Source organism: Luteitalea sp. (assembly GCF_044337415.1).
In the GTDB taxonomy this organism is placed as follows: Bacteria; Acidobacteriota; Vicinamibacteria; order Vicinamibacterales; family Vicinamibacteraceae; genus Luteitalea.
The window spans coordinates 1-21,144 of sequence record NZ_JBIINP010000027.1 but is presented as its reverse complement, the minus strand read 5'-3'; the positions used below and the strand labels follow the sequence as shown (position 1 = coordinate 21,144).

General features: G+C 70.2%; 21 protein-coding genes. 8 read left to right on the top strand and 13 right to left on the bottom strand.

Features of this window, described 5'->3' with window-relative positions; translation table 11 throughout:
* The first annotated feature begins 139 nt into the window (after positions 1–139).
* The gene (locus tag ACIRDX_RS07125) at positions 140–3,394 is read left to right on the top strand and encodes a carboxypeptidase regulatory-like domain-containing protein (protein ID WP_396624713.1); all 3,255 of its coding nucleotides are present in this window, start codon (positions 140–142) and stop codon (positions 3,392–3,394) included.
* Between the two features lie 126 nt (positions 3,395–3,520).
* On the opposite strand, the gene ACIRDX_RS07120 is transcribed toward ACIRDX_RS07125, so the two are convergent.
* Genes ACIRDX_RS07120 through ACIRDX_RS07100 form a run of 5 tightly spaced genes read right to left on the bottom strand, consistent with a single transcriptional unit; the run spans position 3,521 to position 8,301 of the window.
* Positions 3,521–4,786: a DUF5690 family protein gene (locus tag ACIRDX_RS07120; protein WP_396624712.1), complete on the bottom strand. Its 1,266-nt coding sequence runs from the start codon at positions 4,784–4,786 to the stop codon at positions 3,521–3,523.
* A 2-nt stretch (positions 4,787–4,788) separates the two neighbouring features.
* On the bottom strand, positions 4,789–5,337 hold the full coding sequence (locus ACIRDX_RS07115) for an HD domain-containing protein (protein WP_396624711.1): 549 nt from the start codon (positions 5,335–5,337) through the stop codon (positions 4,789–4,791).
* A 50-nt stretch (positions 5,338–5,387) separates the two neighbouring features.
* Positions 5,388–6,416, bottom strand: coding sequence for an alcohol dehydrogenase catalytic domain-containing protein (locus ACIRDX_RS07110; protein ID WP_396624710.1), 1,029 nt, complete (start codon positions 6,414–6,416; stop codon positions 5,388–5,390).
* Positions 6,413–7,183: a phosphonoacetaldehyde hydrolase gene (phnX, locus tag ACIRDX_RS07105; RefSeq protein WP_396624709.1), complete on the bottom strand. Its 771-nt coding sequence runs from the start codon at positions 7,181–7,183 to the stop codon at positions 6,413–6,415. Before phnX ends, ACIRDX_RS07110 begins: the two co-directional genes overlap by 4 nt.
* Entirely contained in the window at positions 7,180–8,301 is a 1,122-nt protein-coding gene (locus tag ACIRDX_RS07100) for a TIGR03364 family FAD-dependent oxidoreductase (protein ID WP_396624708.1), read from the bottom strand. Before ACIRDX_RS07100 ends, phnX begins: the two co-directional genes overlap by 4 nt.
* Positions 8,302–8,583: 282 nt before the next feature.
* Here ACIRDX_RS07100 and ACIRDX_RS07095 point away from each other — a divergent pair, with 282 nt between their 5' ends.
* Positions 8,584–8,901 (top strand): hypothetical protein, encoded by a 318-nt coding sequence (locus ACIRDX_RS07095; RefSeq protein ID WP_396624707.1) that lies wholly within the window; start codon positions 8,584–8,586, stop codon positions 8,899–8,901.
* A gap of 461 nt (positions 8,902–9,362) precedes the next feature.
* Here ACIRDX_RS07095 and arsN2 read toward each other — a convergent pair whose 3' ends face one another.
* Both arsN2 and ACIRDX_RS07085 read right to left on the bottom strand, forming a co-directional pair.
* Positions 9,363–9,794 (bottom strand): arsenic resistance N-acetyltransferase ArsN2, encoded by a 432-nt coding sequence (gene arsN2 / locus ACIRDX_RS07090; protein WP_396624706.1) that lies wholly within the window; start codon positions 9,792–9,794, stop codon positions 9,363–9,365.
* Between the two features lie 5 nt (positions 9,795–9,799).
* Entirely contained in the window at positions 9,800–10,612 is an 813-nt protein-coding gene (locus ACIRDX_RS07085; RefSeq protein ID WP_396624705.1) for an arsenite methyltransferase, read from the bottom strand.
* Between the two features lie 141 nt (positions 10,613–10,753).
* On the opposite strand from ACIRDX_RS07085, the gene ACIRDX_RS07080 reads away from it, so the two are divergent.
* Genes ACIRDX_RS07080 through arsA form a run of 4 tightly spaced genes read left to right on the top strand, consistent with a single transcriptional unit; the run spans position 10,754 to position 13,791 of the window.
* Positions 10,754–11,200, top strand: coding sequence for an ArsR/SmtB family transcription factor (locus tag ACIRDX_RS07080; RefSeq protein ID WP_396624704.1), 447 nt, complete (start codon positions 10,754–10,756; stop codon positions 11,198–11,200).
* Complete coding sequence (locus tag ACIRDX_RS07075) at positions 11,197–11,628, top strand: arsenate reductase ArsC (protein ID WP_396624703.1); 432 nt, start codon at positions 11,197–11,199, stop codon at positions 11,626–11,628. The genes ACIRDX_RS07080 and ACIRDX_RS07075 overlap by 4 nt, the downstream gene beginning before the upstream one ends.
* Positions 11,625–12,008 (top strand): arsenite efflux transporter metallochaperone ArsD, encoded by a 384-nt coding sequence (gene arsD / locus ACIRDX_RS07070; protein WP_396624702.1) that lies wholly within the window; start codon positions 11,625–11,627, stop codon positions 12,006–12,008. Before ACIRDX_RS07075 ends, arsD begins: the two co-directional genes overlap by 4 nt.
* 1 nt (position 12,009) lies before the next feature.
* Positions 12,010–13,791 carry an arsenical pump-driving ATPase gene (arsA, locus tag ACIRDX_RS07065; protein WP_396624701.1) on the top strand — a complete coding sequence of 594 codons (1,782 nt, stop codon included), beginning with the start codon at positions 12,010–12,012 and terminating at the stop codon, positions 13,789–13,791.
* A gap of 3 nt (positions 13,792–13,794) precedes the next feature.
* Here arsA and ACIRDX_RS07060 read toward each other — a convergent pair whose 3' ends face one another.
* Both ACIRDX_RS07060 and ACIRDX_RS07055 read right to left on the bottom strand, forming a co-directional pair.
* On the bottom strand, positions 13,795–14,961 hold the full coding sequence (locus tag ACIRDX_RS07060) for an AI-2E family transporter (RefSeq protein ID WP_396624700.1): 1,167 nt from the start codon (positions 14,959–14,961) through the stop codon (positions 13,795–13,797).
* Between the two features lie 75 nt (positions 14,962–15,036).
* The gene (locus tag ACIRDX_RS07055) at positions 15,037–16,143 is read right to left on the bottom strand and encodes a P1 family peptidase (RefSeq protein WP_396624699.1); all 1,107 of its coding nucleotides are present in this window, start codon (positions 16,141–16,143) and stop codon (positions 15,037–15,039) included.
* Positions 16,144–16,418: 275 nt separating this feature from the next.
* Here ACIRDX_RS07055 and ACIRDX_RS07050 point away from each other — a divergent pair, with 275 nt between their 5' ends.
* A complete protein-coding gene (locus ACIRDX_RS07050; protein WP_396624698.1) occupies positions 16,419–17,141 on the top strand; it encodes a response regulator transcription factor in 723 nt (240 codons plus the stop codon).
* A gap of 90 nt (positions 17,142–17,231) precedes the next feature.
* Here the strand turns inward: ACIRDX_RS07050 and ACIRDX_RS07045 are convergent, their stop codons facing one another.
* The 4 genes from ACIRDX_RS07045 to ACIRDX_RS07030 all read right to left on the bottom strand — a co-directional run bounded on the left by ACIRDX_RS07045 (position 17,232) and on the right by ACIRDX_RS07030 (position 20,700).
* Entirely contained in the window at positions 17,232–18,233 is a 1,002-nt protein-coding gene (locus ACIRDX_RS07045; protein ID WP_396624697.1) for an anion permease, read from the bottom strand.
* 13 nt (positions 18,234–18,246) lie between these two features.
* A complete protein-coding gene (locus ACIRDX_RS07040) occupies positions 18,247–18,867 on the bottom strand; it encodes a DUF47 domain-containing protein (protein WP_396624696.1) in 621 nt (206 codons plus the stop codon).
* 213 nt (positions 18,868–19,080) lie between these two features.
* On the bottom strand, positions 19,081–19,926 hold the full coding sequence (locus ACIRDX_RS07035; RefSeq protein ID WP_396624695.1) for a PHP domain-containing protein: 846 nt from the start codon (positions 19,924–19,926) through the stop codon (positions 19,081–19,083).
* A gap of 3 nt (positions 19,927–19,929) precedes the next feature.
* On the bottom strand, positions 19,930–20,700 hold the full coding sequence (locus ACIRDX_RS07030; RefSeq protein WP_396624694.1) for a glycosyltransferase family 2 protein: 771 nt from the start codon (positions 20,698–20,700) through the stop codon (positions 19,930–19,932).
* 133 nt (positions 20,701–20,833) lie between these two features.
* On the opposite strand from ACIRDX_RS07030, the gene ACIRDX_RS07025 reads away from it, so the two are divergent.
* A partial coding sequence (locus tag ACIRDX_RS07025; RefSeq protein WP_396624693.1) for a sugar phosphate nucleotidyltransferase occupies positions 20,834–21,144 on the top strand: 311 nt, incomplete at its 3' end.

Sequence of the window (21,144 nt, the reverse complement as noted above, 5' to 3'; positions counted from 1 at the left end):
ACGCCGCCGTGACAGGCCACACACATGACAACGGTGCATCGCGGTCGTCACAGGAACGTCAGGCCGCCTCCCTAGCCTGAGGGGGTCCGTCGCCGATCCGTGCGACGCCTTGCACCCTCGTCCATTTCAGGAGGCAGTGTTGTTGGCCATCACTCGACTCATGCTGGTCTGGGTCTTCATGCTCGTCTGCGTCACGCCGACATGGGCGCAGTTCGAAACCGGCTCCATCACGGGGACCGTCACCGACGACAGCGGCGGCGCCCTCCCCGGCGCCACCGTCACCCTGCGCAACCTCGCGACCAACGTCACGCAGGTGACGGTCACCAACGCGAGCGGCGCCTACGAGTTCTTCACGCTGCGTGTCGGCCGCTACGAGGTCAAGGTGGAGCTCTCGAGCTTCGCCACGACGACCGTCCCAGACGTCGCGCTGGCCATCGGCAACCGCCAGCGCGTCGACGTGATGCTCAAGGTCGGCGACCTGAGTGAGTCGATCGAGGTGCAGGCCCAGGGTGTGCGGCTCGAGCGCGACTCGAGCCAGCGCAGTTCGGTCATCACCTCCGAGCAGGCCGTGGCCCTGCCGCTCCCGGGCCGCGAGTACTCGGCGCTGGCGCTCCTCGCCCCTGGCGTGCGTCGCTCGGCCATCAACAACACGCAGGGGACCGGCCGCGAGGGCTCGTTCACGATCAACGGGCTGCGCAGCACCTACAACAACTACCTGCTCGACGGCGTCGACAACAACGCGTACGGAACGAGCAACCAGGGCCTGTCCAACCAGGTGATCCAGCCGCCGCCCGACGCGCTCGCCGAGATGCGCGTGGTGACCAACAACATGAGCGCCGAGTACGGGCGCAGCGGCGGCGGCACGATGAACGTGGCGTACAAGAGCGGCAGCAACACGCTCAGCGGCTCGGCCTGGGAATACCGGCGCGACCCGTCGCTCAACGCCACGGGCTTCTTCAAGCCGGCCGCCGGGACCGAGCCGAAGCTCACGCGCGACCAGTTCGGGTTCGTCCTCGGGGGACCGATCCTCCGGAACCGGACGTTCTTCTTCGCCGACTACGAGGGCCTTCGTCAGGACCGCGAGACGATCGGATTCGCCTCGATTCCCGACATGGCGCAGCGCAACGGCATCCTCGCGGTCCCGGTCCGGGATCCGCGCACGGGCACGGTCTACGCGGCCGGCAGCACGATTCCGATGACCGACCTGGCACGCAAGGTGCTGGCCGAGCTGCCCGAGCCCACGAGCGCCGGCGTCTCGAACAACTACCGGCGGACGGTGCTGTCGACCAACGACACCGACAAGTTCAACATCAAGCTCGACGGGCGGCTGTCGTCGCGGCTCTCGATCTTCGGTCGCTACGGCGACCGCGACACGCTGATCGTCGACGAGCCGACGCTGCCGCTGCCCTCGGGCGGCAACAGCAACGGCACGACGTACGTGCGCAACAAGCAGCTGGCGCTCGGCGCGACGTACATGCCCGGGGCCACGCAGCTGCTCGAGGTGCGCTTCGGGTGGTCCGACACGAAGGCCGGCAAGGACCCGCTGTCGCTCGGCACGGCCAGCGCGTTCGACGCCTACGGCATCACGGGCCTGCCCGACGATCCCCGCGTCGCCGGCGGCCTGCCCTCGCTGAACATCACGGGCTTGACGCAGCTCGGGCGGCAGGCTACCAACCCGCAGTGGCAGTACCCGAGCGCATGGAACCCGAAGGTCAACTACGCCTTCGTCCGCGGCCGGCAGTCGCTCAAGGTCGGCTACGAGTTCCAGGAGATTCACACGCAGGTGCAGGACGTGAACCCGCTCTACGGCATCAACGTCTATGCCGGCCAGTTCACGCGCCCGACCGGGGCGGCCGCCAACACGATCTACAACCTGTCGGACTTCATGTTCGGCTACCAGTCGCAGTACGGCCTCAGCAACATCCTGGCGGCCGACATGCGGCAGCGTATGCACTTCGCCTACGTGCAGGACGACATCCGCCTCAGCGACGCGCTCACGCTCAATGTCGGCGTGCGCTACGAGTACGCGACGCCACAGTGGGAGGCCAACAACGTGCTGTCGAACTTCGACCCGGTCGCGCTGGCGATGATCCCGGCGCGCGACGGGTCGATGGAGGACCGCTCGACGATCCGGCCCGACCGCAACAACCTGGCGCCGCGCGTCGGTTTCGCCTGGTCGCTGACGCCGTCGACGGTCGTCCGCGGCGGCTACGGCACGTCGTACGTCCACTTCCAGCGCGCCGGCGGCGGCAACATCCTGGCGATCAACGGCCCGCAGGTGATCAACGCCGTGGCCGTCCAGAACGACCCGACGGCCGCGTCGTTCCGCACGCAGCAGCAGGGCTTCCCCCTCGGCTGGAATGCAGCAGCCAACTTCAACCCGACAGCGGCCAACGTGACGTACATGCCCAACGACTACCGCTCGAGTCGCGTCGACAGCTGGTACGTGTCGCTGCAGCGCGAGCTGTTCCGCGGCACCATCGTCGACGTCGCGTACGTGGGCAATCGCGCCGACGGCCTGCTGCAGTTCGCCAACTTCAACCAGGCGCGCCCCAACGCGCCGGGCGAGTCGCTGTCCTTGCAGGCGCGCCGGCCGATCGCCTCGTTCGGCGACATCACCTATGCGTGGAACGGCGGACGCTCCGACTATCAGGGCTTCCAGCTCAAGACCGAGACGCGCGCGAGCGGATTCGCCTTCGTCAACGCGCTGACGCTGTCGCGGTCCCGTGACAGCGGCGCCGGCTCGCTCGAGAACCCGAACGGCAACTCACCGGCCGTCCAGGACTTCAACAACATCGACGCCGAGTACGCCATCTCCGGCTACGACCAGCCCTACAACTGGACCAGCAGCCTGGTGTGGGACGTACCGGTGGGCACCGGACGCCGCTACCTGGGGAACCTGCCGGCCCTGGCCGACGCGATCCTCGGCGGGTGGCAGATCGCCTTCATCAGCCTCCTGAACGCCGGCGACCCGGTGACCTTCACCTACGTTCCGACGGCGCAGGCGCAGGTCTCCGGCATCACGGCCGACTTCCGCGGCGCCAACAACTACCGGCCGAACGTGACGGGGGATCCATACGGCGACAAGTCGATCACCAACTACTTCAATCGCGCCGCCTTCTCCATCCCGGCCGTGTCCGCGCCCTTCGGCAACGCCGAGCGCAACACGGTGCGCGGGCCCCTCTACTGGTCGGTGGACTTTGCCGTGCAGAAGCGCTTCCGGCTCCCCATCGGCCCCCGGACGAACCTCGAGGTGCGCGGTGAGGCCTTCAACCTGCTGAACCGCACGAACTTCGCGGCGCCCAACGGCAACTTCAGTTCGGTGGCGTTCGGCACCATCACGGGCACCTTCGACGCCCGCCAGGTGCAATTGGGGCTCCGCGTCACGTTCTGACGCCGGCCTCCCGTCCGCGCGGGCGAGGTCCTCACGCGAGGGTCTCGTCCGCCGGGCGTCAGCTGCTGGCCCGGAGGTCAGTGCTCCGGAGCCGTCGACAGATCGGGGCGAGGGCGACCCGTCCGCTCAGGCCGATGGGCGGGAGACGCGCCACTCGACTCCGCGAGCATGGAGGGCGCCTGCGCTCAGCATGGCGACCAGGGCGACAACGAGCAGGCCGCCGGCGAGCTGGGTGAAGAAGCCGAGAAAGTCCTGCGGGTTCGGCAGGAGCGCCCGCGAGACCAGGATGGCCGCGTAGCCCAGGTAGCCGACGGCGTCGGCCAGGTACATGAGGTAGCCCATGTTGCCCTGCTCGCGCGTGAGAGCGATGAGGCGCTCGAACAGCGTCGTGTGCACGGCCACGTAGGGCACATACATGCCCGCGCCGAGCAGGACCATGAACGGGAACGGCGACAGCATGCCGAGGCGGTGGCCAACGAGTGCGGCGAGTGCCACGCACAGGCCCGCGACCGAGAGCGTCAGCCCCCACAGGAAGGCCCGCCGATTGTCACGCACCAGCACCAGGCTGCCGTTGACGCCGACCACCAGCAGCGTGACCCACAACTCGGAGGTCGTGAAGATGGCCGGTTGGTGCCCGAGACCGAGGCCGGCCCAGATCTCCGGCGCGAAGTCGGCGCGCACGCTGCGCAGCATCGTGATCTGCAGGTAGGCCAGCAGGAGGCCCGTCAGCCCGACGCCCATCCGCTGGCGCATGGCCACGCGATGGGCGGCGTTCATCGGGACGCGCCGCGAACGCTCCGCTTCGTCGCGGGCCGACGGCGCCGGAATCCTCGTGAGCATCCAGACGAACAGCACCAGCGGCGCCGAGAACAGCAGGCCGGCCACGGCCGGCATCCAGCGCTCCGCCACCCCGTACGCCAGGACCATCGCGCCGACCGACTTGGCGGCGCCATCGGCGAGGATGAAGCTGGCGCACATGCCCGCCACGAACAGTTCCGTCTGGCATCGCCCCTCGACGAAACCGAGCACCAGGCCGAACACGAGGCCGAGCGCGAGGCCGTTCACCAGCAGCCAGGCACTGTTGAAGGGCCACGGCGTGATGGCAAACAGCACGAGCGCCACCTGCGCGACGGCCACGCTGCCGAGCAGCGACACGACGCGTCGCGACGCCGGCATCTCGGCGATCACACGGATCCCGATCACCTTCGACAGCATGTACCCGACCACCTGCGCGGTGACGAGCCATGCCTTGGCATCGGGGCCGCCGTAGACGCCCACGGTGAACGGCTTCCTGAACCCGTACATCGCCGCGTACGCGCCGAACGCCGCCAGCACGCTCCAGGTCGTGAAGACCCAGGGGCGCGACATCCAACGCCGCAACAGGGCGTCCACGATCAGGCCTGCCGCACGAAGCTGCTGAGCAACGGCAGGAACGCCTCGAGGTCGGGCGTCGGCATGTCGGCCACCTTGCCCATGTCGTCGTAGCGACGCACACGCACCGCCAGGGCGAAGTGCGGCTCTCGCTCGAAGGCGAGCGCTTCTTCCTCCGACATCACGCCGCCCTGCAGGTGCAGGCTGGTGCGTGACGCGTCCGACAGGCCCCCCTCGTACCCGGGGTCCCTGAGGCACAGGTACCGCTTGGCCGCCACATGGAGGCGCGCGGCGTCGGCGATGCCGTCGGTGAACGTCTCCCTCAGCAGCGCGTAGCCGATCTCCTCGTGTCGCGCGTCGATGCCGTGGTCGGCGATGTCCTCGCCGAGGGCATGACAGAGATGACCATAGTCGTGCAGCAGCGCTGCCGCGACGACCTCCGCCGGCTCGCCGGCCGCCTGGGCGAACGTGGCGCACTGCAGGGCATGCTGGAGTTCGGTGACGTCTTCGCCATAGTGGCGGTGGCCGAACGTGCGGTAGGTGGCGACGACCTCGTCGAAGGTGTGGGACACCTCTGCGTTGTAGTGCGGGGCCGTGACGGACGGAGCGCGACCGTGTGACGTCAGGATGACGGACAGACCGCGACACGGGCCCAGCGCCGCGTCCCGGCGAGCACGAAGGCGTCGTCGATGCCCTCGAGCGGGAGCGGCGGACTCACGATCGTGTCCCACGGCAGCGACGACGCCTGCAGGTACTCCACGGCCGCGACCAGATGACGCGGCGCGTAGTTGTGAACGCCACGCAGCGTGACGCAGCCACGGACCAGGGCCTCTCCCGTGAGGGCGAGCGCCGGCTGCGGATGCACCGACCCCACCAGCGTGCAGGTCCCGCCGGGGCGGAGCACCCGAAGGACCTCCCCCATCACCCGCGGATCCCCCGTCGTGTCGATCACCAGGTCGACCGTGTGGGGCGGCACGTCCGCCGCGACGACCGCCTCGCCCTCGAATGCCGCCACCTGGGCGAGTCGCGACGGGTCGGTGTCGGTCATCAGGACGCGCTCGACACCGATCCGGCGCAGCAACGCGCAGCCGTGCAGCCCGAGCAGTCCCGCGCCGAGGACCAGGGCCGTGCGACAGGGCGACGGCCGCTGCTCCACGGCGTGCGCCATGGTCGCCAGCGAGCAGTTGGCCGACGCAGCCACCGCGTCGGGCACGTGTGCCGGCACCTCGACGAGGTGCGTCCCCTCACGCAACAGAATGTGCGTCGCCAGCGTGCCCGACAGTCCGTGCGACTCCTCGGCACGCGCATGGCCGTACTTGAAGACGTGCGCGCACTTCTGCGGCAGGTCCCAGTCGCGACACGCCGGGCAGGCGCCACAGCCGTCGGTCGACGTCCAGGTGATGCGCCGGCCCACCCAGCCGCCGCGTCCCTCCCCCGCCGCCAGCACGCATCCGACGCCCTCGTGCCCGAGCACGGACGGCGTCGGCTCGCGTCGACGGCCAGCCTGCGTGTGGATGTCGGACCCGCAGATGGTGGCCATCGCGATGGCCACGAGCACGGTCCCGGGCTCGAGTTGCTCGGGAAGCGGGCGGTCGACCAGTTGGAACGGGCGGCCGGGACCGTCGAAGATCGCGACTCGCGCCGCACTCACCCGGCAGTCTCCAGCCAGCGGGGCAGGTCGGCGACGCTCTCGATGACCGCGTCGGCACCCGCATCGAACAGGTGCCGTTCGGCCCGGGCGATGCGGGCGCCGCGGTCCCGGTCGTCGAGGGCGCCCAACACAGCGGCGTCGAGGCCCACCTCGTTGCCCGTGGCACTGACACCCACGCAGCGCATGCCGGCGTTGCGCCCTTCGGCCATGTCCGCGGGCGTGTCGCCGACCTTGACGGCGCGCGACGGATGGACGCCGAACTGCTCGGCGATGCGCAGGCAGGCCCAGGGGGCCGGCCGAGGCTGCGGAACCTCGTCGGCGCAGATGACCAGGTCGGGCGCCACGCCGGCCGCACGCGCCACTGGCTCGAGCGCGGCCATCATCGCGCGCGTGTAGCCCGTGGTGCTGCCAATCGACACGCCGTGGCGCCGCAGCCATTCAAGCGTCTCGATGACCCCGGGGATGGGGGCCGCGTGCGCCGGCACGTGCGCCGGCAGGTGCCGGGAGAACGCGAGGAACAGTTCCTCCACGAGGTCCTCGTCAGGCTCGCGACGGAGGTCGCGGCGGACGCGTCCGGCGACCTCGGGGTCGGCGAGGATCTCGCGCACGTGGTCCCGCTTGTGGGCGCCCATCGGTGCCCGCGCGACCGCCTCGGTGATCGGCAGCCCCGCCTCCGCGAACGCGTCGAGAAAGGCCGCCAGCGGCGCACGGCTGCCGAAGTCCACGAGCGTACCCGCCCAGTCGAACACGACGAGCGACGTGTTCACGATCGCCAGCCTTCCACGGTGCGCGCCGCCAGTCCCCAGCTCAGCGTCATGCCCAGCCCACCCATGGCGGTGACCATCGTCACCCGTTCACGAGGGTGCAGCACGACCTGGGTCTCGCCCACCGTGCTCTTCAGGTACACACCATGCCAGCGCGACGCGATGCGGGGGTCCGGCAGATCCACGAAGTCGCCCAGCGCGTCGAGGATCAGCTGCTCGACACCCTCGTGGCTGTCGGGGTCGAAGTCGAGTCCGTACTCGTGCGAATCGCCCAGCGTGAGGGTGCGGTCGTCGTGCTGCGCGGCGATCACATGAACTCCCCAGTCGCAGTGATGAGGCAGTTCGCGCTCGAGGCGCGCACGGAGCAGCGGCGTGCTCGGGCAGTCCTTGAAGGCCGGGTAGTGGCAGAGTGTCAGGTCACTCACGAACACCGCCCCCATGTCGAAGGCCGCCGGCTGCGGCACGGTGCGCATCATCTGCAGGCGGCAGCGCTGCACATGCGCGGCCGCCAGGGCCTCCGGAAACAGCAGGCGCATCTCGTCGCCGGCAGCGATCACCAGGTGCTGGAACGGGACGCGGCGGCCATCACTCGTCTCGACGGCCTCGTCGTGCACCTTGACCACCGGTGTCCCGAAATGGATGGTGATGCCGCGACGTCGTGCGTAGTCGGCCAGTGCCGCCAGCGTCGAGGCCGGGTGCACCACCGCCTCCGCGGCGCTGTAGATGGCCCCCCGCAGGCCCCGCGGGTTGGCTGCCGGGAACCGGCGCAGCACGGCGTCGGCGTCGAGCAGCGTGCAGTCGTCGACGCCGTCCCTGAACTCCTGGAGGACGGCCCACGCCTCCTCCCGGTACGCCAGGCTGAGCGAGCCCTGCCGGCCCATCCAGAAACCAGCCTCCTCGGACAGGTGCGCCCAGCGCTCGATGCCGAAGAGTGCCTGCGCCCGCTCGGCTCCGGGGACGCAGCCGATCGGCCACAACGTGCCGAAGTTACGGACGGACGCCCCCAACGCACGGCCGTCGCGCTCGAACACGACGACGTCGTGCCCGTGTTCGCGCGCCGTGATGGCGTGGGCGAGTCCGATGATGCCGGCACCGACGATGACAACCGGGGATATGCGCATGCTCGCGTGACTGATGGTCGGCGGGCTCGTGGGGGCCGCTGAGGCGCCCGCGGGTGCGTCGACTGGCTGCGGGCACGGTAGCCGGGGCGTGTGACAGCGCAGTGTCGCACCGGGCCCGTGAGGGCGATGCCGCCTCCCGGCCCCACGATTCCGACGCACCGACGTTACCTCAGCGCCATCCGGCCGCGACAGGCCTCCGATAGTCTGGACGCCTTGCGCATCGAGCGCGCCCGGGAGGCCGACCAGACGTCCCTCCAACGTGCGCCCGCGCAGGAGGTCGACATGAGAGCGTCTGAACCATCACCCGGGGACTTCGTCGTCGAGTATCGGCACCTGTCGCACGGCCGGGGGGCAGCGCGCGTCGCCGTCGTGCACCTGACGATGGATGCGGGCCCCGAGGAACTCTTCACGTCGAATGCCGCGCGATCGGGTGAGCGCGCCGAGAACCTGGCGACGATCTGGGCCTTCGAGGACGGCACCCGCGCATGGCGGCTGATGTGGGGCGACGGCGATCGGGCGACGCTCCAGCCGATCGGCATCGACGCCAGGCTGCCGCGACCGCTCGGGGGCGTCATGGAATCCGTGCTGCCCGCTCGGTAAATCCGAGAGCCTCCCCCACGAACACTCGAACATCGCTGCCCGGGGAACGCCACGTCCCCACGGCGAACGAAGGGCCTGCGGTGCCGCATGCACGGCAGGCCTTTCGTGTCTCGGTCACCGCCCACTACCGACTACCGACTGCCGACCGCCGACCCTGTCCCGACATTCCGGCATCGCGGCATCGCGGCATCGCGGCATTACCCGCAAGGCGTCGTGGGATCCGTGCTCCCCGCCCGGTAGGTTCCGCCGACTGCCGACTGCCGACTGCCGACTGCCGACTGCCGACTGCCGACCCTGTCCCGACATTCCGGCATCGCGGCATCGCGGCATTACCCGTAAACAGAAAAAAGGGCCCCGTATTCCCGGGACCCTTGCCATCCAGTGGCGCCACCCTGGAGATCTCCCAAGTGCAGCGCAGGGTCAGTGTCGCCCGCCCTCGTGTCGAGGCGATGACGCCGATCTCAATTCGATGCGACGATGCGCAGCGCCATGGTCTCGGCGCTCGCCGGACAGGCGCCCCGGAACTCCGACGACGCCAGCAGTGCGGCAGGCACGGCCTCGCGCCCGATGCGTTCGAAGCCGAAGCGCGGGAAGAAGCGCGCCGCCGTCGTCGTGAGCAGGATCACGTCGTGTACGCCCGACGCACGAGCCTGCGTGATCGCCGCCGTGACCAGTACCGACCCCAGCCCCGCCCCAGGCTCGGCGACCGCGACCGAGCGCAGCAGCGCCGCGTCGCCGTACACCTCGAGGCCCGCCACGCCGGCAATGCTCCCCGCCTCCTCGGCCACGATGAAGTGCGCCAGGTGGTCGGCGGCGCCCTCGGTGGGCAGCCCGTGCTGCGAGAGCAATGCCGCGATGGCCGGCCAGTCCCCGGGCGCGGCGGGACGGAGCACGGGACTCATCGCGCGCCGGGCTTGCGCGCCCGCACGAAGCCGCTGAAGAAGCGGCCGTCGGCTGCTGCCAGGTCGCCGACCGGCTGCCCCGCATCCTCGAAGTAGGCCTGGGCATCGGCGGCTGAGTACTCGCGCCACGGCTCGATGTCGACAGCCTGGAAGCCAGCCGCTCGGAGTCCGGCGACGTACTCGTCCTCGTTCAGCGCGCCGGCGATGCAGCCGACCCAGAGGCCCATGTTGCGCCTGACATCCTCGGGCACGTCGCCGCGCACCAGCACGTCGGAGACGGCGAAGCGTCCACCCGGCTTCAGCACACGGAAGGCCTCGCGCAACACGCGCGGCTTGTCAGCCGAGAGATTGATCACGCAGTTGGAGATGATCACGTCCACCGACGCCTCGGGCAGCGGGATGTCCTCGATCGTACCCTCGAGGAATTCGACGTTCGGCAGGCCGGCCCGCGCCTGATTGCGGCGCGCCAGCGCGAGCATGTCTGCCGTCATGTCGAGCCCGTAGGCCTTGCCCGTGGGGCCGACGCGACGCGCCGAGAGCAGCACGTCGATGCCGCCGCCCGACCCGAGATCGAGCACCACCTGCCCCGGCGCCAGATCGATCAACGCCGTGGGATTGCCGCACCCGAGCGACGCCTGGAAGGCCTCTGGCGGCAACGTCCCGATCTCCTCGGGCGAGTACAGGCCGCCGGTGATCGGATCGTCACAGCACCCGGTCGTGCCACAACAGGACACGACAGGACCACTGGACTCCACTGACGCTGCGAACGTGCCGTACCGCTCCTGCACCACTGCCTTGATGTCGGTCATCTTCCACTCCGCCGCTGGCGGGCCACGGCCGACAGGCGGCCTGAGCCCTGACTACATTCGCTGATGCGAATACACTATGGACAACGTATCCGCGAGTCCGTATATTTGTCAATGCGAATACACTTCGCAGGACATCGACGCATGCCAGACGCCCGAAGTTCCACCGCCGTCGCCGACATCGCCGAGGTCTGTGCCGCCCTGGCCGACCCGACGCGCCTGCGCATCCTCGCGCTGCTGGCCGACGGCGAGGTGTGCGTGTGCCACATCCACGGGAGCCTCGACATCCCGCAGCCGACGGCCTCACGACACCTGGCCTACCTGCGCCGCACCGGCCTCGTGCAGACACGACGCGCCGGGCTGTGGGTGCACTACCGCGTCGCTGAGGACCTGGCGCCACAGGTGCGCCATGCGCTCGACGCGGTGCTGCACGCCGTGCGCCACTGCCCCGAACCAGCCGTCGACGGCAAGCAGCTCGCGCGAACCACCGGCCGCGCGGTGCCGACCCTCGTGTCGCGCATCGCCGGCTGCTGCGCCACTCCTGTTCCCCCGGCATCGCGCCGTTCCCGACTCGAGAGGTCCACGACATGACCAGCCCGTCCGCGCGCGTCATCTTCGCGTGCATCCACAACGCCGGCCGTTCGCAGATGGCGGCCGCGATGTTCAACCTGCAGGCCGATCAGGCGCACGCCCACGCCATCTCGGCAGGCACGGCGCCCGGCCCTCGCGTGCATCCGGTGGTCGTCGAGGCGATGCACGAGTTGGGCGTGGATCTGTCGGGCGCGCAGCCGCAGTTGCTCACCGACGAGCTCGCCGCGGGATCCACGATGCTGATCACCATGGGCTGCGGCGAGGCCTGCCCGCACGTCCCGGGCCTCGAGCGCGACGACTGGCCGCTGCAGGACCCGAAGGACCGCCCCATGGAGGAAGTCCGCCTCATCCGCGACGACATCGCGCGTCGCGTGCACGCGTTGCTCGCCCGCAAGGGATGGGCACCCCCCGAAGGAGTCCAGGCATGACCCGCATCGACGTGTTCGACCCGCCCCTCTGCTGTTCATCCGGGGTGTGCGGCCCCTCGGTGGACCCGCTCCTCGCAGCATTCGCGGCCGACGTGCAGTGGCTCGGGCAGCAGGGCGTGGACGTGGTGCGCCACAACCTCGCGCAGGTGCCGCAGGACTTCGTGGGCACCGAGGTGGTGCGCGAACTGCTCTCCCTGGAGGGCGAGGCCTGCCTCCCGGTGGTCCTCGTCGATGGTCAGGTGCTGCAGCGCGGCGCCTACCCGCGCCGCGACGCCCTCGCGCAGGCCGCTGGCCTGCAGCCCGCAGCCTCCACGACGAAGCCGCGCCTGAAGCTGTCGGCGGTGGCCAACGGATGCACGCCGGGCTCCGGCTGCTGCTGACATGACTGCGATCGACGCGCTCGCCACCGGCGCCACCCGCATCCTGTTTTTCACGGGCAAGGGTGGCGTGGGCAAGACGTCGGTCGCCTGTGCGACGGCCGTGCGCCTCGCCGACGCCGGCAAGCGCGTGCTGCTGGTGTCGACCGATCCCGCGTCGAACCTCGACGAGGTCCTCGGTGTCGGGCTGGCCGGCTCGCCCCGTGATGTGCCCGGAGTGCCTGGCCTGCAGGCCCTCAACATCGACCCGGAAGCGGCGGCCCTCGCCTACCGCGAGCGCGTCGTCGGACCGTATCGCGGCGTGCTGCCCGCCTCGGCCGTGGCGCGCATCGAGGAGCAGTTGTCGGGCGCGTGCACGCTCGAGATCGCCGCGTTCGACGCCTTCACGGCCCTGCTGTCGGGCAGCAGCGTGGCCGCCGACGTGGATCACGTGATCTTCGACACGGCGCCCACCGGCCACACACTGCGCCTGCTGGCCCTCCCCGCGGCGTGGACCGGCTTCATCGACACGAACACGACCGGCACGTCCTGCCTCGGCCCCCTCGCCGGCCTCGAGGGCCGCGTGGACACGTATCGTCGGAGCCTCGAAGCGCTGAAGGACCCCGCGATCACGACGGTCGTGCTCGTGGCCCGGCCCGACACCTCCCCGATCGCCGAGGCCGCGCGCACGAGCACCGAGTTGTCGGCGCTCGGCGTCACGCACCAACGCCTCGTCGTGAACGGCGTGTTCACGGCCGCCGGCACCACGGACGCCCTTGCCGCGGCGCTCGATGCCCGCGGACGCGCGGCGCTGGCCACCCTGCCGGGTCAGCTGCGTTCGCTCTCGTGCCTCGAGGTGCCGCTCGGCGGCGTGGCTCCGATGGGCGTCGACGGCCTTCGCGCTTTCGGCAACGCCCAACCCCTCGCCCGTCGAGCCGACGACGCGGCCTCCATCGATGCCGATCCGCTGGACGCACTCGTCGACGCGATGGCCACGCGCGGGCGCGGCGTGATCTTCACCATGGGCAAGGGCGGCGTCGGCAAGACGACGATCGCCGCCGCGATCGCCGTGCGCCTCGCCGATCGCGGCCACGAGGTACACCTCACGACGACCGACCCTGCCGCGCACCTCGCCGTCACGATTGGCGCAGACGTCCCCCGCCTCACCGTGGCGCGCATCGACCCGGCGGCCGAGACACGCGCGTACTCGGACGAGGTGCTCGCCACGGCGGGCGCCGGACTGGACGCGCACGGCCGCGCGCTGCTCGAGGAAGACCTGCGCTCGCCATGCACGGAAGAGATCGCGGTGTTCCGCGCCTTCGCGCGGGCCGTCGACGAGGGCACGCATGGCTTCGTCGTGCTCGACACGGCACCGACGGGCCATACGCTCCTGTTGCTCGATGCCGCCGAGGCCTACCACCGTGAGGTGGCTCGCGCCAGCACGGGTGCGCTGCCCGACGCCGTCAGCCAGTTGCTGCCGCGCCTGCGCGATCCGCAGTTCACGCGCGTCCTCTTGGTCACCGTGCCTGAGGCCACGCCGGTCCACGAGGCCGCGCACCTGCAGGCCGACCTCGTACGCGCCGGCATCACGCCGTTCGCATGGGTGGTGAACCAGAGTCTGGCCGCCGCGCCTGGACTCACCGACCCGCTGTTGCGTCTGCGGGCCGAGCGCGAACAGCACTGGCTCGAGGACGTGCGCCAACGCCACGCCACGCGCATGGCGTGCGTGCCGATGGTCGCCGAGGCCCCGGTCGGTGCGGACGCGCTGCGGGCGCTGTCGAGGGCGGGGGCTCCCGCACGCGCCTGAGCCTCAGGAACGGTGGGCGTCGTCGGCTTCGATGACCACGACGTCGATGTCCACCGTCGTCGGGGCGGCCGCCGCGTCTGCCGCCGACGGCAGGGTGTCGGCGAACGCCAGGCCGAACAACTCCCACGACGTCTGGAACAGCGCCGCGATGATGGGGCCGATGATGAAGCCCAGCGCCCCGAACACGAAGATCCCGCCCAGCGTCGAGAACAGGATCATCAGGTCGTGCATCTCGGTGTCGCGGCCGACCAGTCTCGGGCGCAAGACGTTGTCGACCGAACCCACCACCAGCGCGCAGAAGGCCGCCAGCAACACGGCCCGGCCCCAGTCGCCGCTCAACCCGAGGTAGAGGCATGCCGGGACCCAGACGATGGCGCCACCCAGCATGGGAATGACCGACAGCACCACCATGACCGCGCCCCAGAACGACGCGTGCGCGATCCCCGCCACCCAGAAGGCGATGCCCGCCATGGTGCCCTGCGCGAGTCCGATCACGAGCGTGCCCTTGAGCGTCGCGCGTGTCACCGACACGAACTTGTCGAGCAGCAGGTCGCGCTCGCCCTCTCGCAGCGGCAGGAACCGCCGCATCGCGTGCAGCAGGTCGGGACCGTCGAGCAGCAGGAAGAACACCGTGTACAGGAGGATGAAGAAGTTGAACAGCGCGTTGACGGTCCCCAGCGTCGTGTCCGAGAGCGACGACACCATGAACCCGCCGACACCGGCCGCCCACTCCCCGGCCTTCTGCAGGATCTGCTCGCGGTAGGGCACCAGGTACTCGCCGTACGGCAGGCGTTCGATGGCCGGCGTGATCGACCCCGGCTGGCTCGACACCCGCTCGACCCACGGGCGCACGCTGGCGCTGAGGCGAATGGCCTCCGTGGTGACCATCCAGGCCACCAGTCCCAGCGGCGCCGCCACGGCCACCACGCCCACGAGCAGCGTGCCCGCGGCCGCCAATGGCCGGCGCCCCCGGAACACCTGCACCAGCCGTTGGAACAGCGGGTACGCGAGCCCGGCGAAGATGGCCGCCAGCAGGATGGTCAGCAGGAAGCTGCGGATCATCCCGAGGAACACGACCGTGATCCCGAGAACGAAGACCAGCAGGAACGCGCGGCGGAAGCGGTTCTCGCGAAGCGGCAAGGGCTGACCGAGGTCTGACGCGATGGACACGGCGCCTCCATCATAGCCGCGAGGCGCCAGCCGCCGCCCGGGCGTGACCGTGACGGGGCCGCCGGTCCGGTGGCGTCAGCGCAGGTCGCGCACGGCGGGCCAGCCGTCCAGCCCGGTCGCCTGTTCGACGCCCCGCAGGATCGCGTGCGCGGCCGCCTCGGCCGCCACCGCGCCGATGGCGGTCAGCGACGCCGTCGAGGTCAGCCGCCCCGTCGAGATGGTGATGACCTGATCCCCGTCGCCGTTGGTGTGGTACGGGTTGATCGCACGCGCCGCACCGGTATTGGCCATCATCGCCAGCTTGGTCAGGCTCGTCTTGTCCAGCGCCACGTTGGTGGCGATCACCGTCAACGTCGTCGCCCGCAGGGGCTCGTCGTCCAGGCCCACGGTCGCGCGCGAGCGCGTGGCCTCCAGGTCGCGTCGCAGTTGTGCGGCGCTGTCGACCAGCGTCCGGCCGTCGAGCGCGCGGGCACCGGCCACGAGGCGCCCCGTGCGCCAGTCACGGATGTCGCCGGCCGCGTTGACCACGCTGAGGGCGGCGACGACCACCTCACCCGCCCGCACCGACACGCTGCCGACACCACCCTTCATGCCGCCCAGCTTCCGGCTGCGGAACATCTTGCCTACGGTGGCCCCCGCGCCAACGCCCACGCTTCCCTCCGGGACTGGCCCGGCACTCGCCGCCTCGCAGGCGCGCATCGCCAGGGCCGCGTCCGGCCGGATGCGGCCATCGCCCAGCGCAAGATCATCGATGACCGCGCCGACGACGATCGGGATGCGCACGTTGGGGATCCCCCAGTCGTAGCCGACCTGCCGCGCCTCGAGGTAGCGTACGGCGCCGCTCACGGCCTCGAGTCCCATCGGCCCGCCACCGGTCAACAGCAGCCCGTGGATGTGCTGCAGCGGGCTGACCGGCTGCAGCATCACGCCGAGCATCTCGCCCGGCGCCGACCCGTCGTAGTCGACGCCGGCCGTCACCGGTGCATCGAAGAGGATGGCCGTGCAGCCGGTCGGGCGCCTCGGGTCGGTGGCGTGCCCCACCCTGATGCCCGGCACGTCGGTCAGGGACCCGGCGCCGGCATCCGCCACCTGCGCGGCCAGCACCGGTGCCCCCCGCAGGGCGGCGACGCCACCGGCGAGGAGGGACGAGCAGTCGCGGACGAAGCGGCGGCGAGTAGGCATGGGCGGACTCTACACGCAGCCCGCCGGCCGGCTCAATGCCGCAGCCGCGCGGCTTGCCCGCATCCGGGTCGGCGGGCGATGCCACGACGCACCAGGTCGAGACGACGCGTCGACACAAGGCCTGATGCGCCTGACGCGAAACCCACAATTAACGCAATCGACACTGCAGGGAAACGACAGCCACGTAACGTCAGGGTGGCGCGGTCGTCGATCGCGCATTCCAGTATCGAAGGGGAGCACGCGTGAGTCTGGCTCAATCGGAAGGGGTTGCCCCGTTGTCCTGGCCCGGTCAGGCAGCATCGCCCGCCACCACCCGCATCCTCGTCGTGGAAGACGAGCACGACATCGCGGGGCTCATCAAGCACGCGCTCGAGCGCGAACCCGACACCCGCGTCGAGATGGTCAACAGCGGCGATGCCGCCCTGAAGGCGGTTGCCGAGCAGGTACCGGACCTGGTCGTCCTCGACCTGAACCTGCCGGTCCTTTCGGGCTTCGAGGTGTGTCGACTGCTGCGGGCGCGCCCTGCCACCAAGCATGTGCCCATCATCATGCTGACGGCGCGCACCTCGGAGGTCGACCGGGTGTCTGGCCTCGATCTGGGCGCCGACGACTACGTGACCAAGCCGTTCAGCCTGCGTGAGCTCGCCGCTCGGGTCCGTGCGGTGCTGCGCCGCCCGCGCGAGGCCACCACCCGCCCCGCCGCTGGCGCGACCTACCGGGGCACCCACCTCACCGCCGACTTCGACGCCGTCGCCGTCCACGTGGGCGGCGAGCCCATCAAGCTGACGCGGCGCGAGTTCGAGTTGCTGCGGTGCCTGGTCGAGAACCGGGGCCGGGTCCTGTCGCGCGACCGGTTGCTCGAGCGGGTCTGGGGCTACGACCGTCTCATCGAGACGCGCTCGGTCGATGTGCACATCGGCCGGCTGCGCGCCAAGCTGGGCATCGCCGGCGAGCAGATCGAGACCGTCGTGGGGCTGGGCTACAAGTTCGTCGAGTAAGCCGGCGCGTCAGCACGCCGGAACGCACGAGGGGCGAGCGCCTGACGGCCGCTCGCCCAGTTTTTCGTTCTTCCATCCACGCCGGGCGGCTCAGTCCGCGCCAACCACCTTCAGGAACCCGTAGGTGGCCGCCCCGACGGTCGCGGCCGCCGGGATCGTCAGGACCCAGGCCCAGACAATGCGGCCCGCCACGCCCCAGCGCACTGCCGACAAGCGGCGGGTCGCGCCGACGCCGACGATGGCCCCGGTGATCGTGTGGGTGGTGCTGATGCCCACGCCGAGGACGGTGGCGATGAGGATGGCCACGGCCGCCCCCGTCTCTGCCGCGAATCCACCCACGGGCGCCAGCTTGGTGATCTTGGTGCCCATCGTCTTCACGATGCGCCAGCCGCCCGAGAGTGTGCCCAGTCCGATCGCCAGGTGGGCGGCCAGGACCACCCAGAACGGCACCTCGAAGGTCTTCAGGTAGCCCGCCGTCACCAGGACGCCGGTGATGATGCCCATCGTCTTCTGGGCATCGTTGGCGCCGTGCATCAGGCTGAACAGGGCGGCGGAGAGGAGCTGCAGGCGGCGGAAGAGCGCATCGACCCTGGCCGGTGCGGTCTTGCGGAACAGCCAGAAGGTCGCCGTCATCGTCCCGAGCCCGACCAGCAGTCCCACGGTCGGCGCGACGACGATGAAGATGAGCGTCTTGGTCCAGCCCGACCAGATGATCGCCGGCAGGCCGGCCTTGGCCACCGCGGCTCCCGCGTATCCGCCGAAGAGCGCGTGCGAGGAACTGGTGGGCAGGCCGTAGAACCAGGTGATCAGGTTCCAGACGATGGCGCCGGTCAGCCCGGCGCCGATGACCGCGAAAGTCACGACCTTCAGGTCGACCATCCCGGCCCCGACCGTCTTGGCGACGGCCGTGCCGAAGGCGAACGCCGCGACGAAATTGAAGAACGCGGCCCAGACGACCGCCTGCCCGGGCGTGAGCACGCGGGTCGAGACGACCGTGGCGATGGAGTTGGCGGCGTCGTGGAATCCGTTGATGTAGTCGAAGGCGAGCGCGAGCAGGATCAGCAGTACGACGACGGGAAGCGCGGCATCCATGAGGAACCCGATGCTAGGCGTACTTCACGACGACGCCTTCGATTTCGTTGGCGACGTCTTCGCATTCATCGGTGGCCTTCTCGAGGAGGTCGAGGATTTCCTTCCACTTCAGGACCTCGATGGCGTTCTGCTCCTCGGAGAAGAGCCGGCCGATGGCCTCGCGATGAATCAGGTCGGCCTCGTTCTCGAGACGGTTGATCTCGACCACCATGGGCTCGAGGCCTTGCCGGCTCTCGAGCCGCTGCGTGGCCAGCAGGATCTGCTGGGTGGACTTCTGGATGATGGCCGCGAGTTCACGGGCGCCATAGCGCGGGGCCTGGACCCGGTAGAGACGAATGCAGCCACCGGCGGCATCCATCATGTCCATCACGTTGTCCAGATAGAGGACCAGCGTGTGGATATCCTCGCGGTCCAGCGGCGTGACGAAGGTCTGGTTCAGCCGGTGCAGGGCATCGTGCGCAATCTGGTCGCAGCTGTGCTCGAGCGCCTTCAGTTCGTCGGCGGCGTCCCAGCGGGGCGTGTCGCCCGCCAGCATGTCCACCAGCACGGCCGACCCCTTGTCGATGACCTGCGCCATGTGGATGAAGTCGTCGAAGAACCGACCGTCTTTCGGAATCAGGCTGAATCGCGCCACACCGTCTCCTAGGTGGACCGGCCCCGCCTCCGCCGCTCCCCGGCGGTTGCAGGAGGGGCACCGTGGCGGGGCAAGATGGCCATGCAGGGCCGAGAGTGGAAACCTGCCGTGGCGGGCTCCGTGGGGGCGATCATAGCGGTGAGCTCGACCAGCCCCCTGTAAATTCCACGTAAACAAAGCACCGCCCCGCAGCGGAGAGCCGCGCCAGCGGGGTCACACCGTCACGCCCACGAGCGCCGCCCGGGCGCCGTCCGCCGCCGGAGTGGAAGCCTGCGGCTCAGCCCACGCCTGGGTCACGCCGGGCGACGCGGCCTGGCTTTCACGGAGTTGCTGACGATAGAGGAACACCCCGACGCCCACGTTGGCCCGGAGCGCCGCCGCGATGGAGGGCCAGTCCTTCCGCGCCTTCAGCAGGGTCTTCCACGAATAGAGGTGCCGCGGCCGGTGGAAGTCGCTGTTGGCGACGTACGGATAGGCGGCCTCGCTGGTGACCGGGAACAGGTCATCCCGATTGGCGGCTTCCCAGACGTCGATCAGGTGCGCGAGCGAGGCCCGGTTGTCCCACAGGTGGCAGGTGCTGATCTCGAGTCGGCGGGTGGAGCGATGCTGCGGATGGCAGGCGATGCTCAATCCACCCTGGCGGCGGATGTCGAGGAGGATCGCTTCAGCCGATTGGTCGGCGCTGATCCACTCGTGGATGCCGAGCCCGATGATGTGGCTGTTGCGGGTCGCCCGCAGGTGGTTCTGCGTGACCTCGGCGCCCGGGATGACCAACAAGCCGTACTTGGCCATGGCTCGTCGGCCCTCCTCGGCAATCTCCTCGAGATAGGCGGCAAAGTGCTCCCGCTGCACCGAGAAGTGCCGCCGCCCGAGCGACGCCGCTCGTGCCGCCCTCCCCAGCATGTCTCCGGCCATCAGGATGTGATCGGTGATCGCGATCACGTCCACGTGGCCCGTCTGGCCGTACAGGTCGCACACCTCGCGGATGCTCAGGGTGCCGTCGCTCCACCGCGTGTGGACGTGGAAGTCGCAGAGCAGGAAGGGCTCGAATCCGGGCATGGGTCAGGACCTCACGTCGAGATGGGCCGTGTCGGCGGGCGCCTGCCACACGAGCTCGTGCCAGAAGTTCCGTGCGTAGAGTCGCAGGACCGTCAGCCGCCCCATGGCGAGGTAGCGGCGGGCGGACGTGTACATCCAGCACTCGCGGGCGAGCGCGACGCGCCCGAGCGGGTGCAGTCGGCGGGCGAGGTTGGTGTCCTCGCCGTGGAACTCGATCGAGGTGTCGAAGCCGCCGATCTGCGCCAGCCGGTCGGCGCGCACGGCGAAGTTGCCGCCGTACAGGACCGCGCCGCGTCCGGCCACGTCACGCACCAGCCAGTGCGTGAGCGGCGCCAGCGTGAGGTCGTAGGCCCGCAGGAGCAGCCGCCCGCGCCAGTCCCAGTCGTAGTAGCGGAACGGTCCCGACACGGCGATCACCCCGGGACGCGAGAGGCGCCGCTCCATGCGCTCGAGCCAGCAGAGCGGCGCGCGGCAGTCGGCATCGAGCCACGCAAGCAGGTCGCCCGTGGCCGCGCGGCGGCCGGCCTCACGTGCCCGCGTCAGTCCCTTCCTGGGCTCGTGCACGACGCGCACCCCCGCAATCGCGCCGGCGACCCGCGCGGTGTCGTCGGTGCTCGCGTTGTCCACCAGGATCACTTCGTCGGGGGGACGCGTCTGGGCCAGCACCGAGTGCAGGCACGCGGCAATGGTTGCCTCCTCGTTGAAGGCGCAGACGATGACGGACATCCGGGCCCGGGGCGGCCGGGGCGGCAGGACCTCTGTCTGATGGGTCATGCCCTCAGAGAATGTGGGCGGCGCGTGTCACGGCCGCGATGGCCGCGTGTAGAACCGGTAAACTCTTGCGCGCGCGCCCGGTACGAGGGCTGGCTTGCCACGGACCAGCCGGGGGCACTAAGGTGAGGGCACCATGCATTCGGTGCTGACCCTCATCCTGGGTGGTGGCCGCGGGAACCGGCTCTTCCCACTCACGTGGACCCGCTCCAAGCCCGCCGTCCCGATCGGCGGCAAGTACCGCCTCATCGACGTGCCGGTGAGCAACTGCCTGCACGCGAACCTGCGCCGCATCTTCGTGCTCACGCAGTTCAACTCCGCCTCGCTGAACCGCCACGTCGCGCAGAGCTACCGGCTCGATCACTTCTCGCAGGGCTTCGTCGACATCCTGGCCGCCGAGCAGACCCCCGACAACACGTCGTGGTTCCAGGGCACGGCCGACGCCGT

Excerpts from the sequence above, each read along its gene's own strand:
- ACIRDX_RS07100 (WP_396624708.1), bottom strand. The coding sequence starts at position 8,301 with ATGCGCATATCCCCGGTTGTCATCGTCGGTGCCGGCATCATCGGACTC.
- ACIRDX_RS07095 (WP_396624707.1), top strand. The coding sequence starts at position 8,584 with ATGAGAGCGTCTGAACCATCACCCGGGGACTTCGTCGTCGAGTATCGG.
- ACIRDX_RS07085 (WP_396624705.1), bottom strand. The coding sequence starts at position 10,612 with ATGACCGACATCAAGGCAGTGGTGCAGGAGCGGTACGGCACGTTCGCA.
- ACIRDX_RS07080 (WP_396624704.1), top strand. The coding sequence starts at position 10,754 with ATGCCAGACGCCCGAAGTTCCACCGCCGTCGCCGACATCGCCGAGGTC.
- ACIRDX_RS07075 (WP_396624703.1), top strand. The coding sequence starts at position 11,197 with ATGACCAGCCCGTCCGCGCGCGTCATCTTCGCGTGCATCCACAACGCC.
- arsD (WP_396624702.1), top strand. The coding sequence starts at position 11,625 with ATGACCCGCATCGACGTGTTCGACCCGCCCCTCTGCTGTTCATCCGGG.
- arsA (WP_396624701.1), top strand. The coding sequence starts at position 12,010 with ATGACTGCGATCGACGCGCTCGCCACCGGCGCCACCCGCATCCTGTTT.
- ACIRDX_RS07055 (WP_396624699.1), bottom strand. The coding sequence starts at position 16,143 with ATGCCTACTCGCCGCCGCTTCGTCCGCGACTGCTCGTCCCTCCTCGCC.
- ACIRDX_RS07045 (WP_396624697.1), bottom strand. The coding sequence starts at position 18,233 with ATGGATGCCGCGCTTCCCGTCGTCGTACTGCTGATCCTGCTCGCGCTC.
- ACIRDX_RS07035 (WP_396624695.1), bottom strand. The coding sequence starts at position 19,926 with ATGCCCGGATTCGAGCCCTTCCTGCTCTGCGACTTCCACGTCCACACG.
- ACIRDX_RS07030 (WP_396624694.1), bottom strand. The coding sequence starts at position 20,700 with ATGACCCATCAGACAGAGGTCCTGCCGCCCCGGCCGCCCCGGGCCCGG.